This window comes from Flaviramulus aquimarinus (genome assembly GCF_039543205.1).
Taxonomy (GTDB): domain Bacteria; phylum Bacteroidota; class Bacteroidia; order Flavobacteriales; family Flavobacteriaceae; genus Flaviramulus_B; species Flaviramulus_B aquimarinus.
Map to the genome: position 1 here is coordinate 79,280 of NZ_BAABJH010000007.1, position 18,214 is coordinate 97,493.

General features: G+C 32.4%; 17 protein-coding genes. 6 read left to right on the forward strand and 11 right to left on the reverse strand.

What is annotated here, in order from left to right:
* The first annotated feature begins 220 nt into the window (after positions 1 to 220).
* Genes ABD941_RS13660 through ABD941_RS13670 form a run of 3 tightly spaced genes read left to right on the forward strand, consistent with a single transcriptional unit; the run spans position 221 to position 2,857 of the window.
* Positions 221 to 772, forward strand: coding sequence for an RNA polymerase sigma factor (locus tag ABD941_RS13660; RefSeq protein ID WP_345274698.1), 552 nt, complete (start codon positions 221 to 223; stop codon positions 770 to 772).
* Positions 756 to 1,334 carry a hypothetical protein gene (locus ABD941_RS13665; RefSeq protein WP_345274699.1) on the forward strand — a complete coding sequence of 193 codons (579 nt, stop codon included), beginning with the start codon at positions 756 to 758 and terminating at the stop codon, positions 1,332 to 1,334. The genes ABD941_RS13660 and ABD941_RS13665 overlap by 17 nt, the downstream gene beginning before the upstream one ends.
* A gap of 11 nt (positions 1,335 to 1,345) precedes the next feature.
* Positions 1,346 to 2,857: a hypothetical protein gene (locus tag ABD941_RS13670; protein ID WP_345274700.1), complete on the forward strand. Its 1,512-nt coding sequence runs from the start codon at positions 1,346 to 1,348 to the stop codon at positions 2,855 to 2,857.
* Between the two features lie 47 nt (positions 2,858 to 2,904).
* On the opposite strand, the gene ABD941_RS13675 is transcribed toward ABD941_RS13670, so the two are convergent.
* The 9 genes from ABD941_RS13675 to ABD941_RS13715 form a co-directional block, all read right to left on the reverse strand.
* Entirely contained in the window at positions 2,905 to 3,582 is a 678-nt protein-coding gene (locus ABD941_RS13675) for a GNAT family N-acetyltransferase (protein ID WP_345274701.1), read from the reverse strand.
* Between the two features lie 2 nt (positions 3,583 to 3,584).
* Positions 3,585 to 4,514 (reverse strand): tRNA (adenosine(37)-N6)-dimethylallyltransferase MiaA, encoded by a 930-nt coding sequence (miaA, locus tag ABD941_RS13680; protein WP_425557114.1) that lies wholly within the window; start codon positions 4,512 to 4,514, stop codon positions 3,585 to 3,587.
* Positions 4,515 to 4,639: 125 nt separating this feature from the next.
* Positions 4,640 to 5,491, reverse strand: a complete 852-nt coding sequence (locus ABD941_RS13685; protein WP_345274702.1) for an ion transporter — start codon at positions 5,489 to 5,491, stop codon at positions 4,640 to 4,642.
* Between the two features lie 21 nt (positions 5,492 to 5,512).
* Positions 5,513 to 7,474, reverse strand: a complete 1,962-nt coding sequence (locus ABD941_RS13690) for a transglutaminase domain-containing protein (RefSeq protein WP_345274703.1) — start codon at positions 7,472 to 7,474, stop codon at positions 5,513 to 5,515.
* 2 nt (positions 7,475 to 7,476) lie between these two features.
* Positions 7,477 to 8,841 (reverse strand): exonuclease domain-containing protein, encoded by a 1,365-nt coding sequence (locus tag ABD941_RS13695; RefSeq protein ID WP_345274877.1) that lies wholly within the window; start codon positions 8,839 to 8,841, stop codon positions 7,477 to 7,479.
* A gap of 17 nt (positions 8,842 to 8,858) precedes the next feature.
* Positions 8,859 to 9,533: a YggS family pyridoxal phosphate-dependent enzyme gene (locus ABD941_RS13700; protein ID WP_345274704.1), complete on the reverse strand. Its 675-nt coding sequence runs from the start codon at positions 9,531 to 9,533 to the stop codon at positions 8,859 to 8,861.
* A gap of 74 nt (positions 9,534 to 9,607) precedes the next feature.
* The gene (locus ABD941_RS13705) at positions 9,608 to 10,846 is read right to left on the reverse strand and encodes a DUF1015 domain-containing protein (protein ID WP_345274705.1); all 1,239 of its coding nucleotides are present in this window, start codon (positions 10,844 to 10,846) and stop codon (positions 9,608 to 9,610) included.
* A gap of 60 nt (positions 10,847 to 10,906) precedes the next feature.
* Positions 10,907 to 11,794 (reverse strand): 3-hydroxybutyryl-CoA dehydrogenase, encoded by an 888-nt coding sequence (locus tag ABD941_RS13710; protein WP_345274706.1) that lies wholly within the window; start codon positions 11,792 to 11,794, stop codon positions 10,907 to 10,909.
* Between the two features lies 1 nt (position 11,795).
* The gene (locus ABD941_RS13715; RefSeq protein WP_345274707.1) at positions 11,796 to 12,755 is read right to left on the reverse strand and encodes a Gfo/Idh/MocA family protein; all 960 of its coding nucleotides are present in this window, start codon (positions 12,753 to 12,755) and stop codon (positions 11,796 to 11,798) included.
* Between the two features lie 157 nt (positions 12,756 to 12,912).
* Here ABD941_RS13715 and ABD941_RS13720 point away from each other — a divergent pair, with 157 nt between their 5' ends.
* Entirely contained in the window at positions 12,913 to 13,554 is a 642-nt protein-coding gene (locus ABD941_RS13720) for a protein-L-isoaspartate(D-aspartate) O-methyltransferase (RefSeq protein ID WP_345274708.1), read from the forward strand.
* Between the two features lie 4 nt (positions 13,555 to 13,558).
* Here the strand turns inward: ABD941_RS13720 and ABD941_RS13725 are convergent, their stop codons facing one another.
* Together ABD941_RS13725 and smpB are read right to left on the reverse strand one after the other, a co-directional pair.
* Complete coding sequence (locus ABD941_RS13725) at positions 13,559 to 14,119, reverse strand: hypothetical protein (protein ID WP_345274709.1); 561 nt, start codon at positions 14,117 to 14,119, stop codon at positions 13,559 to 13,561.
* Between the two features lie 66 nt (positions 14,120 to 14,185).
* Positions 14,186 to 14,644, reverse strand: coding sequence for an SsrA-binding protein SmpB (gene smpB, locus ABD941_RS13730; protein ID WP_345274710.1), 459 nt, complete (start codon positions 14,642 to 14,644; stop codon positions 14,186 to 14,188).
* 111 nt (positions 14,645 to 14,755) lie between these two features.
* Between smpB and ABD941_RS13735 the strand changes: the two genes are divergently transcribed.
* On the forward strand, positions 14,756 to 16,342 hold the full coding sequence (locus tag ABD941_RS13735) for a S41 family peptidase (protein ID WP_345274711.1): 1,587 nt from the start codon (positions 14,756 to 14,758) through the stop codon (positions 16,340 to 16,342).
* A 95-nt stretch (positions 16,343 to 16,437) separates the two neighbouring features.
* A complete protein-coding gene (lpdA, locus tag ABD941_RS13740; protein ID WP_345274712.1) occupies positions 16,438 to 17,838 on the forward strand; it encodes a dihydrolipoyl dehydrogenase in 1,401 nt (466 codons plus the stop codon).
* Positions 17,839 to 18,214: the final 376 nt, after the last annotated feature.

The following is an 18,214-nucleotide window of genomic DNA, read 5'->3' on the forward strand; positions in this document are numbered from 1 at the left end:
AACAGAGGCTGTTACTATAAATAAAACCTATCATTTTCGGACAGACCTGCGTTAGAGGCAGTGTTGTAAAACCCTAAGGAACAAGGACTTGTGACATGTAGTCTGACCCTTGGGTCGTGCCCAAAAAGTAATTATTTTAAAAAAATGTATTTTATTTGCAACACTCTATTTTTTTTACAGTCTTTTAAACGAACTAACTTAAACCAAAAGTAGAATCGGCATGTTTAAAGTTGACATTATTGAACAATGTAAACAGAACAATCGGAAAGCGCAATTGCAGTTATACAACCAGTACTGCGATGGTATGTATATTGTTGCGAAACGATTTTTAAAAGATGCTGCAGATGCTGAAGATGTAGTGCAAGAAGCTTTTGTCAAGGCTTTTACGAAGCTACATCAATACAAAGCGGAGGTTACTTTTGGGGCTTGGTTAAAACGTATTGTTGTTAATAAAAGTATTGACTTTTTAAAATCTAAAAAACATCAACTTGTTGAATTAGATGAGGTGCACCTGAAAGTAGTTGATACTGATAAAAACGACAAATGGTTAGTAGAAGACGCTATTACATTGAATGAAGTAAAAGACGCGATCAATAAATTACCAGATAAGTACCAATACGTGGTGATGTTGTATTTAATAGAAGGATATGATCATCAAGAAATTTCGGAAATTTTAAATATTTCAGAGGTAGCGTCACGTACACAATTATCAAGAGGTAAAGGAAAATTAAAAGAACTGTTAACACTTAGAAAAGATGGCACGAGATATTAGAGAGTTATTTAAGAATGACCAAATAGCGAATGAGAAGATGCCTAAAAATCATCAAGAACGTTTTCTTGATAAGCTGGATGAAGCATTGCCAGTAGCAAAACGCATAACTTTTAGTTGGATGCAAATTGCCGCCAGTGTTGTGTTGCTTCTAGGTTTGAGTCTTGGGGCTTTTAAATATTTTCAACCACAAGTAACAGACTTACCAGTAACGGTTGCAACGAATGATACTGTTGAAACAAAAACTTTGGGCGATGTTTCTCCCGGATTAAAAAAGGTAGAAGATTATTATTTGGCAAGTATCAATTTAGAATTATCTAAAATGAAATATACGCCAGAAACCAAAGATTTGTTTGATGGTTATTTAGCACAATTAGATGCGCTTGATAAGGAGTACAAACGCTTATCGGTTGAATTAACAGAATCTGGACCGTCTGAATTAACGGTTAATGCTCTTATTGATAATTTGAAATTTCGTTTAAATCTGTTATATCGTTTAAGAGCACAATTAAAACAATTAAATACTTCTGATGTTAATGCAGATGGAGTAACACAATCAATCTAAAAAATCAAAAAATGAACACGACAACTATAAAAATGAAATTATTGGCTTTATGCTTTCTTATATCAGGAAGCTTAATAGCACAACAAAAATTGACTAAAGTATTGCAATCCATTAAGGTGGATAAGGATGTGACTATAGATTTAAATACCAGTCATTGCAATATTGTATTTGATACTTGGAATAAAGATACTGTTGAAATAGAAGCGTATATAGAAGGCGAGCAATTAAGTAAAGTCGAACTTGAAAACACTTTAAAATCTTGGGGTGTAGATATTGATGCTTCTAGTGATAACGTTTCAATTAGAACAACAGGAAAGCATTCAAATATATGGACTTATAATATACCTGGTCATGGTGATGATGATGCCGTTCATGCCGTAATAAAAGAGTTGAAGTTTGAATTAGCAGATATGCCAGATATGCCAGAGATGGACTTTGATTTTCATGTTGAAATGCCCGAAATGCCAGAGATGCCTGAATTACCTGAGCTACCAGAAGGTGTTAACAATATTGAATTTGACTATGACGCTTATAAAAAAGATGGTGAAAAGTACTTAGAGAAATATACCGAAAAGTTTGAGTCGCTATATGGTGAAGACTATGCTAAGAAAATGGAAGCCTGGGCTGAAAAGTTTGAAGATAAATGGAATGAAGAGGACTATGTAAAAAAAATGGAAGCTTGGGGAGAGAAATTTGATGAAGAGTGGGGCGAAGAATTTGGAGAGCGCATGGCCGAATGGGGCGAGCATTTTGCTAAAAAAATGGAAGGTCAAGTTGCCCGTATTGAAGCACAGGCTGAACGTATGGCAGCTAAAGCAGAACATGAAAACGCTCGTAAAGCGCATGTTATAAAACATAAAGAGCATATAAAAGAACGTTCTAAACTCGTTGAAGAACGTCAAAAGAAAATTGAAGAATTAGTGCATGGTAAAACCAATTCTAATGTTAAAAAAACTATTAAAATTAAAATGCCTAAAAAGGCAAAATTAAAGGTTAATGTTAGATATGGCGAGATTGAGTTTGCTGCAAATATTGATAATTTAAAAGCAGATCTATCACATACAAAATTCACAGCATATAGCATTAATGGAAGTTCAACTTCCATTAATGCTTCATATTCGCCAGTTTTCGTGACACACTGGAATTTGGGCGAACTAAATTTAAATTATGTTAGAAATGCTGAATTAGAAAATGTATCTCATTTGGTTTTAAATGCGATATCTTCTGAGGTCGACATACAAAACTTAACAGGTAGCGCTGTGGTTGATGGTAATATTGGGGATATAGAAATTTATAAAATAGCAGATTCCTTTAACAATCTGAATATTATTCTTCAGAATAGTAATGCTGTTATTTCATTACCTAAAGTAGATTGTAATATGCAGTATAAAGGTATACGCTCACGTTTGTCCCATCCTAAAAAAGGGTCAAAAGAAAACCCTACTAATTTTTCAACAGGAAATTTAGCTAGTGGTAAAAGTATTGTTGTAAATGCTAAGTACAGCAATGTAGTGATGCAATAAAAATAGTTGTTTCCTTCGGTTCTCTTTAAATAAAGTATAAAGTAGTTTTAGCTACTGACCTTCCAATATTGCATTTCTCTTCTAATTGTAAACCCTAGTTTTTTGTACAAAGCTATGGGGCCCAAATTGTTTTCGTCTACGTGTAAAAAAGGGATTTTGCCATCATCAAATATACGGTTTGCTGTATGTGTTATTAATTGTCTAGCATAACCATTACCTAAAAAATTGGGATGGGTTACAACAGCACTTATTTCAATAAAATTATTGGTTTGCATACGCTCACCTGTTACTGCAACTAGTTTTTGATTTTTGTAAATGCCATAATAACGCCCTAAAGCATTTGTTTTTTCTTTAAAGAACTCTGGGTATACGAGTTTAACTAAAGTTGTTAAATCTTGATAATTCGCTTCATTAAGTTCTATAATAGTTTCTGTAATTGGGTGCTTTATTTTATCATAAATAATCATTTGTAAACCCACATGTTTTATTGGTGGTTTAAAAGAAGCAGGGACTTTAGGTTTGTTGCCAACAATAAAAAAGGCTTTGATTAATTGTGCATACTTTTCAATAGCAAAGGCGGTGTCTTGATTGTTAATAAAAGCTCCAAAAGGAGCATAATCTGTTTGATAAAATTTTACATTGCCATAATCTATACATTGGTCAGAATGAATGTCTGTTAGGGAAAACCAAACAGGATTATCGAGAGCATCTTCGTTTATTTTCATTTTTAAACATTTAAGTGAGGCAGAAGCTGACTAATAATTTTTTCAGATGGTGTTGAATAATCAAACCAAAGCGTGTCTTTATTCTTTTTAAACCAGGTTAGTTGACGTTTTGCAAAACGGCGGGTATTCTTTTTAATTTCTGAAATGGCAAAATCTAATTCCCATTCACTGTTTAAATAATGGAACAATTCTTTATAGCCAACAGTATTTAATGCGTTTAAATCCTTATTAGGAAGTAATGTTATAACTTCGTCTAATAAACCTTCTTGTACCATAATATCAACACGCTGGTTGATGCGCTCGTATATTAATGCCCTTTCGGCAGTTAGTCCAACGGTTATGGTTTTAAAAGGGCGGTTTTCTTTGTCTTTATTTAAAAATGAAGCGTAAGGTTTACCAGTACCAATGCAGATTTCTAAAGCTCGAATAACACGATGTGGATTATCTATGGCAATGGTGTTGTAAGAAACCAAATCTCGCTCTTTTAATAGGTTTTGCAAATATTTCAAGCCTTTAGTCTCTAAATCTTTGTTTAAAGATGCTCTTATACTTTTGTCTACTTTAGGGAAATGGTCAAGGCCTTTGGTAACAGCATCAACATATAAACCTGAACCACCAACCATGATAACAACATCATGGACTTTAAAAAGTGTATTTAAGCATTTTATAGCGTCTTTTTCAAAAGCACCAACATTGTAATGGTCTTTTATGGACTTATGATGAATAAAATGATGTTTAGCTGCTCGTAATTCTTCTGCACTAGGTGCGGCAGTTCCTATTTGCATCTCTTTAAAAAATTGACGAGAATCTGCTGATAGAATCTCAGTATTAAAATGCTGAGCTAGTTTAATACTGAAAGTGGTTTTCCCAATGGCAGTAGGCCCTATTATAGAAATGAGGTATTTAGTTTTTGAATTAATGAGTTGATTTATTTATTGAATTCAAATTTAGTTAAAAGGATGTATTTAATTTTAGCTTTTTGAAAATTTTAACCCGAATTTTAAAAAAATATGACGAATTTAAAGACTAAAAACCTATTGTGAGTGAAATATTAAAATTAACTATAAAGTTTTTCGCCACAGTTATAGCAGTAATCGGCTTTATCTTTATGGTTTTCGGCTAGACAATTTTCACAAGATTGCGAGTTTAGTGATATACTGTCATTAGGTTGAGAATTGTTGTTTTTCTTGTTTTGAGCCGTGTATTCTGCAGATACAATACCAGTTGGCACAGCTATAATCCCATAACCTAAAATCATAATTAGAGAAGCAATAAATTGCCCTAAGGGCGTTTGTGGTGCAATATCTCCAAAACCAACTGTAGTTAGTGTTACAATACACCAATATACACTTTTTGGGATGTTGGAGAATCCATTTTCTTCGCCTTCAACTAAATACATAATGGTGCCTAGGATAATGGCTATGATTATAACTGCAAATAGAAATACAGAAATTTTTGCGCGACTTGCTTTTAATGCCGTTACTAAGTTATTTGACGCACCAAGATACCGCGCCAGTTTTAGTATCCTGAAAATGCGTAACAAACGTAGGGCACGTAAAGCTGCAAGTGCATGTACGCCACCAAATATTAACGAGATATATTTTGGAATGGTTGACAGCAAATCTATAATACCATAAAAGCTTGTAATATACCTTATGGGTTTTTTTACGGTAATAATCCTGGCTATATACTCTATACTAAAAAGGATGGTAATTACCCATTCCGATATATTTAAAAAATTATGGTAATTTTTGTCTATGCTATTAACACTTTCCAGCATAACGAGTAGTATGCTAGCAATAATGACTATAAATAAAACAACATCAAAAAATTTTCCTGCTGGGGTGTCTGCTTCATAAATAATATCATGAAGTTTTGATTTCCAGTTTTTTTTTGATGGGCTGTTCATTTATTCAAAAGTAAGAAAAGATTAATTGTTTTTCCTGAGAAGTATAACTGAATTGGTTTGAATGTTAACAATTTTATTCATAAACTCTTTTAAGTACGGGTAGTACTCTGCATCATATATAGCTTTTTTAAAGTTGATTTTTAGCATGATATTAAGCGTGTTTCCAATTTTTTTAGATGAAAATAATAATCGACCTGATTCGTTTGGAAGACTTACGTTTAAATCTTGAGGCGTTTCAATTATAGTATAGTTGTCGTTAAGGGTTAGTTTAAAAGAATAGAAATAGGTGTCTTTATAACCAAAGTCTATAGGATAGGTTCTTTCTTGAAGTTTAAAAGGATTTTCTTTGAAGAACGTTACAAAAAACGGGTTTAAATACATGTTATTTCCAGCGCTATCATAATTGTATTCGATATTATATGATTCTCTAAAATCCAAACTGTTTATAGCATTACTGGCAACTTCAAAACCTGAAATTTCTAAATATGGATATCTGTTTTCTAACTTTTCCAAAAATTCATTCTCATTTTTGTGATACTTCTTTTTTCTGTTTATAGCATGATAACCAGTTCTTCTTGAATTTACAACCCCTGAAATTATATTGTTTTCATCTATTTGCAAGTCGGCTTTATAATAAATATTTGAGGGTTTACTTGGTTTTAAATTTATCCATTCACTTCCGTTTTTAAAATCTAACAACCTTCCATATTGATTAAGACATCTAAAAGGAATATCGCCAAAGTTTAGATAGCTATCAGTAGCATCCAATAAATATGATTTTTCATTTATTGTAGCTTGCACGATTAAATAATTGAAATCTGAAATAACAGGGAATATTTTAGTCGGAAAGCCATTGTTGCGTGTTGATACTAAAATAGGTTTAGCATTAATATTGCTTTCTTTTAAAAGGTTGTGTAATAAAATATTGATAGAAGAAACATTTCCAGATTTGTTTTTTAAAAGATTTTTTATAGAAACATCTTTAAAAATTCGATAACGATCATTCCAAGTATAAGTGTTTTGGACATACTTATAAATAGCTTGTGCTTTTTTAAAAAGATCTGTTTCATTAATAATATCTGAACTTAGAAGTGTTTCTATTTCTATTGATTTTTTAAGCTGCTTTCCAATTTCCTTATCAGTTCTAAACTCTTTATCAACATCTTTCCATGTTTTTGTATAGTGTTTTATGGTTCCGTCCATGTCTCTAAAGGTTTCTAACTCATATTCTATTCGAGCTAAATAGTTACTTTTGGTAGTCATGTAATCCTCTTCAATAAAAGCAGGGATATCTTTCATGGCAAAGATACTGTTGCCACAATCGGCTGATGCTCCATTGAACATTTGCAAGCACCCCTTTTTTATTTCATAATCATTTATTGTAAGCTTTTTTCCGCCAACAAGCTTAATATGGTATAGCCAGTTTGCAGGTATACTAGTTTTGTATTCACTGTATAGCTTTGGTATTTCATCTTGGAAATCCCATCCTTTGTATTTAAACATAAATGGAGAGATAAGTTTATAGCTATAGGTAATAACTGAGCCTTCTTTTATGTTTGGCAATGTAAATTTTACAAGTGTATAATTCTCGTTGTATTCTTCTCTAAAAATATTTTTTACTGTTAAATTACTTTTAGTAACCTTTCCGTTTACTTTGTTGTAGGTTGTAGCAATAATATCTTCTACTTTTTGTTTTCTGTCTTTTGATTTGTATAGGTATATGGTTACATTGGCATTATCAAAACCTTCTTTATTGAGTATTTTTATTTTATGCTTTATTTCGGTTCTTAGGTCGTATTTCTGTTTGTCTACATAGCTGTTTCCTTGTTCATAAATAACCAAAGCATTTGCCGTAGAGTCTTTTTTAAAAGTATTGGTTTCAATATCTCCTAGTGTCACATTATATGTTTCAGAATTATAATTTTCTTGTGAAAAGCTGGTTAAGGATATTATTAAAAAAAGGATAAGGATAATTTGCTTCATTTTTAGTCTAATTCAACTATTTTTAATCGGTTATTTCTACGGATATAACTTTGGATAATATGTTGGGTATCCCTATTATTTTGCATAGGTGTAATTATAGATTCTAAAACTTCAATAGTGTTTATTTGATAATTTAAGTTGAAGAAGCCTAAGCCTTTAAAAACACCATTTTCTATTAATATAGCGCTGCGTTCATCGACATCGCGACCTCTATCAATAATAACCATGTTTTTATTTGAATAGCTGTTTTTTGTTATTAAAGCTTCTACGCGTTTGTTGTACAATTCTGAAGGCTCTTTTTGTATACAAGCTCCTTCGCAGGTTTTTATATCATAATTAAAACAACTTGTTTTGGTTTTATAAAGCCCTGTTAGTTTTTGACATAAACCATAATCTTCAACCGCTTTGGTTATAAAGCTTTTGCCACTTTGGCGATTACTGAAGGTCGTAATTGGTTTTTTGCGTCCGTCTGTTATATCAATCTTTAAATTTAGATAACCTCCTTCGTCTGTAAAAGAGTATAGGGCATGTGTAAATATGGAACGACGCAAAGCTCTATTGAATATCGGTTTAATACGCTTTATTTCTTCGCTTTCTTTTAAAAGTGCTACAAGTTCACTTCCAGTAGCTTGGTATGTTACAGAAGTTACTTGTGCTTGAATTTTTTTTGACTTTTGATTGGTTCCAGTAAAATGCTGATTGATACGTTTTTTTATATTATTGCTCTTGCCTATATAGATAATCTCGCCATCGGCTTTATGAATATAATACACGCCAGTTATGGAGGGTAATTCAGCAATAATGTCAATATGTCTTGGTTCTAATTGATGTTTTGGATTTAACCTTATGGATTGTTGGATAATACTTTTTGAAGTGTCTTTATCTAACAACATTTTAAACAACTTTACTGTTGCCAAAGCATCACCTGAAGCACGATGCCTATCGGTTACAGGAATTCCAAGGGCACGTACCAATTTGCCCAAACTATATGAGAGTTGATCTGGTATTAAATCTTTTGAAAGTTCGACAGTGCAAAGCGATTTACGTTCAAACTCAAATCCTAGGCGCCTAAATTCCGTACACAAAATACGGTAATCAAATTGAGCGTTATGTGCTACTAAAATACAATCTTCTGTAATTTCAACAATACGTTTTGCTACCTCATAAAATTTAGGAGCGTTGCGCAGCATATTGCTGTTTATACCTGTTAGATTGACTACAAAGGGCTGGATTTCTCGCTCTGGATTTATCAGACTTATAAATTGATCGACAACCTCATGACCATCATATTTATAAATTGCAATTTCTGTAATGCCTTCTTCATTATACTTGCCTCCAGTAGTCTCTATGTCTAAAATTGCGTAAATAATATGCTCTTCTTAGTTTATTGATTTGAATAATTACGTGAACCAAATATACTACTTCCAACGCGAATCATAGTACTTCCACAATCAATTGCTAATGGGTAATCTCCACTCATGCCCATACTTACAGTTTGTAACTCACAGTTTGGGATTTTTAGTTTTTTTAAATCTTCAAAAGTTGATTTTAATAGTTTGAATTCTTGTTTTATTTGACTTTCGTTATCTGTAAAAGTTGCCATTCCCATAACACCAGTAATTCTTATATTCTGAAATTCTGAAAAATCTTTTGATTGAAGTATTTCTAAAGCTTCGTTTGGTGTCATTCCAAATTTTGAATCTTCTGAAGCTATTTTTATTTGAAGTAAGCAATCAATAATTCGATCATGCTTTTTTGCTTGTTTATTTATTTCACTTAATAATTTAAAATTATCAACACCATGAATTAAAGACACAAACCCAGCCATATATTTTACTTTATTGCGCTGTACATGGCCAATCATATGCCATTCAATATCTTTTGGCATAATGTCATGTTTATCTACCATTTCTTGGATTTTATTTTCTCCAAAAACACGTTGATCAGCATGGTAAGCTTCCATTAAATCGCTTACAGGTTTTGTTTTAGAAACGGCCACAAGTGTAACGTGCTCTGGTAATATGGATTTTATGTTGTTGAGGTTTTTTGAAATACTCATTAATAAGTTTATTTGTTTACGCGTTTATTTGTTTAGTTGAAAAGGTATAAACCACTTAACAAATCAACATATTTTCAAAATTCATAAATGGTTATACCGCTTCTTAATTTCGGTAAAATGTAAGTGCTTTTAGGAGGCATTTTTAAACCTTCATCAGCAATATGTTTCATTTGTTTAATATTTGCAGGGCACATTCCAAATCCAACTTTAAATTCACCACTATCTACACTGCTTTTAATGGTAATCATTTCATGCCTGCCATTTACATATTCAATGCGGTTATCGTCACGTAAGTCGTTGATACCCAAAATAGGCTGCAGAATGGTTTTATATAACAAATGCGCATCAAGTTCATCTAGTGCGGTGTTAAATGCATATCTTTTTTTTCTTAAATATAACGAGTAAAACTCGCCATCTAGGTACATACTAAAGTGATGCGGTTTTGATGGGTGATAAGGAATGTTTCCTCTATTTTCAATTCGGTATAAACTGTCTAATTGAATTAAAAAGGCTTCTTTGGTTAAACCATTTAAATCTTTTACTAAACGATTGAATTCGTGAATTACTAAATCTGATTCGGGTATAAGGTAAGACATGAAAAAATTGTACGGTTCACTACCATCATGATTTGCATTTTTAGTTTTTTCATCTGCATATAATAGGTGTGAGGACGCCGATCTGTGATGACCATCTGCTATGTAAATGGTTTCCATGTTATCAAACTCACTTTGAATTGTTGCTATGGTAGCTTCATCATCTACTTTCCATAAATAATGCGTGTCTTTATAGGTCATAGTAAACTCAAATTCAGCATGACTTTTTTGGGTGTCTTTTATTATTGATAAAATAACATCATTATCTGGATAAGTTAACAATACAGGTTCAGCGTTAAAGCCTACTGTTTGTAAATAGGTTTTAAATGTTTTTTCACGTTTTGCAATCGTGTTTTCGTGTTTTTTTATGATATCCTTTTCATAATCCTCGGCACTTGTTGCTGCAATAATACCATTGAATTCTTGACCAAACCGATTGACTATTTTATAGACATAGAATGACGGTTTTTTATCTTGTATGAAAACACCATCTTCTTTAAATTCTAAATAACGATTCCGAACCAGTTTATAACGTTCTTCACCAGTAATTACCTGATCGTATTTATACCCTGGATTTATGATATGAAGAAAGCTATAAGGGTTATAATCCATTCTGGATTCCCGTTCGTTTACGGTATAACTTTGGTATGGACGTGCAGCAACTAAACCAACAATAGCTCTAGTTGGTCTGACTGCTTTAAATGGAATTATTTTTGCCATGAATTAGACGTTAGGTGTTAGGTTTTAGACGCTAGATTTCTATCGGCTAAAGACTAACAACTATTTAAACTGTTTAGAAACTTTTTCAGCTTTTCTGCTTTCTGAGTAATCATAAAAGCCTTCTCCAGATTTAACACCTAGTTTGCCAGCTCTGACCATATTGACCAATAGCGGACATGGTGCGTATTTAGGGTATTTAAAACCGTCGTACATCACATTTAAAATAGATAAACAGACATCTAGCCCTATAAAATCTGCTAATTGTAATGGTCCCATAGGATGCGCCATACCTAGCATCATTACAGTATCGATTTCTTGAACACCAGCAACATCATTATAAAGCGTTTCAATAGATTCATTTATCATGGGCATTAAAATACGATTGGCAACAAACCCAGGATAATCATTAACTTCAACAGGTACTTTCCCTAAAGCTTTAGAAAGCTCCATGATTGTATGTGTAACATCATCTGTGGTATTGTAACCACGAATAATTTCCACTAATTTCATAATTGGAACGGGGTTCATAAAATGCATACCAATAACCTGATCTGGTCTTGAAGTAACAGCAGCAATTTGTGTTATGGATATGGAAGAAGTATTGGTTGCTAAAATAGTATTTTCATCACAAGCTTCATCTAATTGCTTAAAAATATTGAGTTTTAAATCAACGTTTTCTGTCGCTGCTTCAACGACTAAATCAACGTTTTTAACGCCATTATCAATAGATGTATGTGTGTTTATGTTTGCTAAAATTTTAGTTTTTTCTGCTTCAGAAATTTTTTCCTTAACAATCATTCTATCTAAATTTTTAGCAATAGTGGCTACACCACGACTAAGGGATGCTTCACTTATATCAATAAGTTGAACTTGGAATCCACTTTGAGCAAAGGTGTGAGCAATGCCATTTCCCATTGTACCTGCTCCTATAACTGCAATGTTTTTCATTTTAAAAACAATTTATTATTTGAGTAGCTACACGAAGTGCTTCAGTGCCATCATGCAATGTAACAACTGGTGTTGTATTGTTGTTTATTGCATCTGCAAAAGTTTCCAGTTCATCTAAAATAGAATTATTATCTGGTACAGGTGGATTGTCAAAATATATTTGTTTTTTAATACCCTCTGCATTTTGTAAAATCATATCAAAATCGCCAGGGTTTTCTGGGGCATTCTTCATTTTTACAACTTCACATTTTTTAGTTAAAAAGTCAACAGATATATAAGCGTCTTTTTGAAAGAAACGCGCTTTACGCATTTTTTTAAGTGAAATTCTACTAGCTGTTAAATTTGCTACACAGCCATTTTCAAATTCTAATCTGGCATTGGCAATATCCGGTGTGTCGCTAATAACTGCTACACCGCTAGCTGAAACATGTTTCACTTTTGATTTTACTGTACTTAAAACAATATCAATATCATGGATCATTAGATCTAGAATAACGGGTACATCCGTACCTCTTGGATTGAATTCTGCCAGACGATGGGTTTCAATAAACATAGGGGATTTAATATCCTCTTTAACTGCCAAAAATGCTGGGTTAAAACGTTCTACATGCCCTACCTGTCCACGTAAGTTGTTTTCTGCTAAAAGCTCTCTAATGTGTTCAGCTTCTTCTACCGTATTGGTAATCGGTTTTTCAATAAAAATATGTTTACCTTTTGCTATAGCTTGTTTAGCACAATTATAATGGGAAAGTGTTGGTGTTACAATATCAACCATATCCACAGCATCAATAAGCGCTTCAATTGAGTTGAAAAATTTATATCCGAATTCAGATTCAACGTTCTTACCATTAGTTTCGTCGGCATCATAAAATCCAACTAGATCATATTTTTCAGATTGATTTAGAAGTCTTAAATGAATTTTACCTAAGTGACCCGCACCAAGTACTCCAGCTTTTAGCATAATTTTTACATTTTTAACAAAAATAAGATAATTAAAACATGAAGTTAAGTAAATGATACTAAATTTTAGGATAAAGAATATGAAAAATAAATTCTGAATAAATTGTTTCAAGCTTAAAAATGTTTGCCTAATTTTAGCAAACTAAACGCTACCAAAATTGAAAGACACTTTTAAACACCAAGGATTAAGACAACAGCTTGTTAACATAATAAAAAACAAAGGCATAACGGATAATGCTGTTTTGAAAGCCATTGGAAAGATACCAAGACATTTATTTATGGATTCTAGTTTTTTAGACCATGCTTATCAAGACAAAGCATTCCCTATTGCTGCTAACCAAACCATTTCACAGCCATATACTGTGGCTTTTCAAACAGAACTATTGCAGATAAAAAAAGGAGATAAAATTCTTGAAATTGGTACGGGTAGTGGCTATCAAACCGCTGTTTTATGTGAATTAGGAGCCAAAGTTTATAGTATAGAACGCCAAAACGAATTGTTTAAAAAAACCAGTAAGTTTTTACCTAAGTTAGGGTATCGTGCTAAGAAACTTATTTTTGGTGATGGTTATATTGGTCTTGAAGAAGAAGCACCTTTTGATGGTATTATTGTCACTGCTGGTGCACCTTTTGTACCCAAACCTTTATTAAGCCAGTTGAAAATAGGAGGAAGGTTGGTCATTCCTGTTGGCGATGATGTGCAAGTCATGACTATGTTTACTAGAAAAGGACCAAAGTCCTTTGAACAGGAAGAATTTGGCGAGTTTAGGTTTGTGCCCTTGTTGGAGGATAAAAATTAGAGTATTAGTTGTTAGTTGGAAGATATGTTTTAGGAATTGGGTTTTCATCACTCTCTTGCGTCCAATAAATATTAATAATCCACCAACGTTTGCCGTCATTAAGTAATTGAATACTATTAATGCCTCGCATAAAAGGTTTTTCATCTGTTTCACTATGGAAGGATTCATAAGTACTGAATAGTTGTGTTATGTTTCCAAAAGTATCCACTTTTCGATTGATTTCTTTTTCAAAAAAACCATTTTCAACCAGCCATGATCCAGAGCTATTAATATAATCATCTGGAGACATATAACGTACTTGGTAAGTTCCATTTTTATCTTTGCCTGATGGAATTAGTTTAGCATTTGGTTTGAATAAATATCTAAACTGTGCCCAATTGCGTTCTTCTCCTTTTTCACCTGAAATAACAGCATATAAGGTTTTAATCGTACTATCTAACGTTAAAACCGAAGTGCTATCTGTTTTAAATTCAATAACTTCTTTGCTTTCCGCTTTTGGTATGTCTTGGGCTTGAACATTAAAAGAAAAGATACTAATAAATAAAAATGCAAATAGTTTTTTCATCATGGAAGTTTTAAAGTGGTAAATTATAGAATATCAATAAAATAAAGCGTTAAGGAATGCTTAAAGTTATTTATAGGCTTTCTTAATTCTGTCAAGGTCACGTTTATTATCCCTGTCTTTAATGGTTTCACGTTTATCATAAAGCTTTTTACCCTTAGCTAAAGCAATGTCTAGTTTGGCATAGCCTTTGTCATTAATAAACAAGCGTAACGGAATGATGGTCAATCCTGTATTCTGAACTTCTTTATTTAATTTTTTAAGCTCTCTTTTATTTAAAAGTAACTTTCTAGTAGCCTTTGGTTTGTGGTTGTAGTAATTCCCGAACGCATATTCTTGTATGGTCATATTGACTACAAAAAGTTCTCCATTTTCGCTAAATTCACAAAAACTTTCGGCAATTGAGGCTTTGCTACTTCTAATCGATTTTATTTCAGTACCAGTTAATACAATGCCAGCAGTATACTTATCTAAAATTTCGTATTGAAAGCGTGCTTTTTTGTTTTGTATGTTAATGTTCTTTTGCATAAAGCACAAAATTACATAATTTATTATGAGAATTTCATTTAGCGTTGCTTAAAAGTTAAAGAAAGACTAATCCGTTTTAGATTCAATGTAATTACTATTATTTTAGCCAATATGAAGAAACTATTTTGGGTTGTTATTATTTTAATACTGGTATCTTCTTGCCATAGTGTTAAAAAATATAATGAGCAGATTACGGCGTTGCATTCAGTTGAAGATTTACACCATGATATAGATGAATTATACAAGCAATTAAAACGTCATCATCCAAAACTGTATCAATATATTTCAAAATCCGATTTAGAATTTAAATTTGATAGTTTAAAAAAATCGATAACAAAGCCTGCTACTTCAAGAGAATTTTACAAAAAACTAGCTCCCGTGGTAACTAATGTAAAACAGGGTCATATATCTGTAGGTTCAGCAAACAAAGCATTTACAAAAAAAGAACACAAGCAACTTCTTAAAAAAAAATTTGAGTTTTATGATTTAGATTTTGAGTATTTAGAAAACAAGCTTTGGATTAAAAGTACACGAGGAAAGGATTCCACGATCATAGGAAGTGAAGTTGTGAGTATTGACGGAGAACCCGCTTCAAAACTAGTTAACACTTACAAAAAACGGTTTGCTTCTGACGGTTATAATACCACGCTCTATAATAGAGCAGTAGGAAAGGCATTTTCAAATCTATATTATAGAGATAAAGGGTATTTGGACAGTTTGGAAATTACTTTTAAAAATAAAGACTCCATATTTATTAAAACCTTCAGAAGAATTTCAAAAGAAGAAAAGAAAAATAAAGCAGATTCTGTTTCAGTAAAAAAAGCTGAACCTAAAAAGGTGTCAAAAGCTAAAAAAAAGGCGAATAAATTAGCAAAAAAGAAAAAGCGGAAGGCTAATAAAAAGTATGGATTCATATCAAAAAGAAAACATTACACGCGGAATTTTAGCTTTATCGGAAAGGACAGTGCCGTAGCTTTCATGAAGCTAAGAAGTTTTACTAACGGAAAATACAAGAAATTTTATAAAGAAAGTTTTGCAAAATTAGACGCAGTAAAAACCAATTATTTAGTCCTAGATTTAAGAGATAATGGCGGTGGGCGCATTGCTGAAATTGAAAAACTGTATTCCTATTTAACAAATATTGACTATCAGTTCATTACAGAAAGTGAAGTGAATAGCAGAATCCCTTTTTTAAAGTTTTTTATGAGTAATACCACACCTAATAGTTTAAAGGTTTTGGGAGGATTATTATCGCCATTTGTAATTGTCCAGAATGTATTAAAGGTTAAGAAAAAAGACAGGAAGTTTTATTATAAACTTAAAGAAGCTAAAATAAGGCAGCCTAATCCATTAAACTATCAAGGTAAACTATATGTTTTAATAAACGGGAATTCATTTTCGGCATCCTCATTACTTTCCACACATTTAAAAGCCACAAAAAGAGCCACTTTTGTTGGAGAAGAAACTGGTGGTGCTTTTAATGGTTGTGTTGCAGGAATATATAAAGTCTATCAATTACCAAGCTCTAAGCTAAAAATAAGAATGGGTTTAATGCAAATTGAAGCACCATATAGGCAAGAACCCGATGGTTATGGTATAAAACCAGATATAGAACTTGTACCAACAGTAAAAGATAGAAATGAAAATATAGATACCGAATTGGAATGGGTTTTAACTGATATAGATCAAACAAAATGATTTGTTTTAAAAAACTGGAATTCCTATAAACTTCATGAATCTAAATTTGTATTTTTGTTTTTCGATTTTTAAATAGAAAACTTCAAAATTATTATATGAATTCATACGATGTAGCCATTATTGGCTCAGGCCCTGGAGGATATGTGGCAGCTATCCGTTGCGCACAATTAGGCATGAAAACTGCCATTATAGAAAAATATGCCACGCTTGGAGGAACGTGTTTAAATGTAGGGTGTATACCGAGCAAAGCACTTTTAGATTCATCGCATCATTATGAAGATGCTGTAAAACATTTTGAAACCCATGGTATTGAAATCCCAGGTGATATTAAAGTGAATTTGGAGAAAATGATAGCTCGTAAACAATCTGTTGTCGATCAAACAACAGGCGGTATTGATTTTTTAATGAAGAAAAACAATATTGATGTGTATCAAGGCTTAGGAAGTTTTAAAGATGCCACACATATTACGATTGCAGGAGAAGAAACTATTGAAATTGAAGCAAAAAACACCATTATTGCTACTGGAAGTAAACCATCCAACTTACCATTTATTGAGCTTGATAAAGAGCGTATCATAACATCAACAGAAGCTTTGAAACTAAAGGAAATCCCTAAGCATATGATTGTTATTGGAGGTGGTGTTATAGGTTTGGAATTAGGGCAAGTTTATAGACGATTAGGTGCAGAAGTAACCGTTGTTGAGTATATGGATAGAATTATTCCAACAATGGATGCAGGCTTATCTAAAGAATTAAATAAGGTTTTTAAGAAAGCCAAGTTTAAAATGCAAGTGTCTCATAAGGTTAAATCTGTTGAGCGTGTTGGTAACGAGGTTATTGTAAAAGCCGATAATAAAAAAGGCGAAGAAGTAGAATTTAAAGGCGATTATTGTTTAGTGTCAGTGGGGCGTCGTCCATATACCGATGGATTAAATGCGGAGTCTGCCGGAGTAAAATTAGACAATAGAGGTCGAGTAGAAGTTAACGCCCATTTGCAGACATCTACAAGCAATATTTATGCGATTGGTGATGTGGTTAAAGGGGCTATGTTAGCACATAAAGCGGAAGAAGAAGGTGTTTTTGTAGCAGAAACTATAGCAGGACAAAAACCGCATATAGATTATAACTTAATACCAGGCGTGGTTTATACATGGCCAGAAGTTGCTGCTGTTGGTAAAACAGAAGAAGAACTTAAAGAAGCAGGTGTAGCTTATAAAACAGGATCTTTCCCAATGCGTGCATTAGGTAGAAGTAGAGCCAGTATGGATTTAGATGGGTTTGTTAAAATTCTAGCCGATAAAACCACAGATGAAATTTTAGGTGTGCACATGATTGGAGCACGTGCAGCAGATATGATTGCCGAAGCAGTTGTTGCTATGGAATATCGTGCCTCTGCGGAAGATGTATCCAGAATGTCTCATGCGCACCCAACATTTACAGAAGCTATTAAAGAAGCAGCTTTAGCAGCTACTGATGATAGGGCATTGCATATTTAAATTGGTTTATTATAAATCAGGAATCTAATCATATTAAAGCAGCCTAAAAAAGGTTGCTTTTTTTATTCCTGTTTTTAAAACATATAGAATATTCCCATTCCTGTAAGTAGTATTGCTTTAATAGTTTTTATAAGCATTATCATAAATAATGTTTAAATACTGGTTGAATTATTCAGGCTATATAATTAACACATTTAGTCAACCAGTCACTCAGAATCTTTTATTTTGTAGTTTTTGTCTTATTTTTTGTATTGTTTTTGCTGTTTTTTAATATTCCTTATAAGTATTACTGGTTTTATAACTATATTACAATACAACCGCCATCATGCTTAATCTAGTAATTGGATGACTTAAACAATTTTATGATAGAATCTAA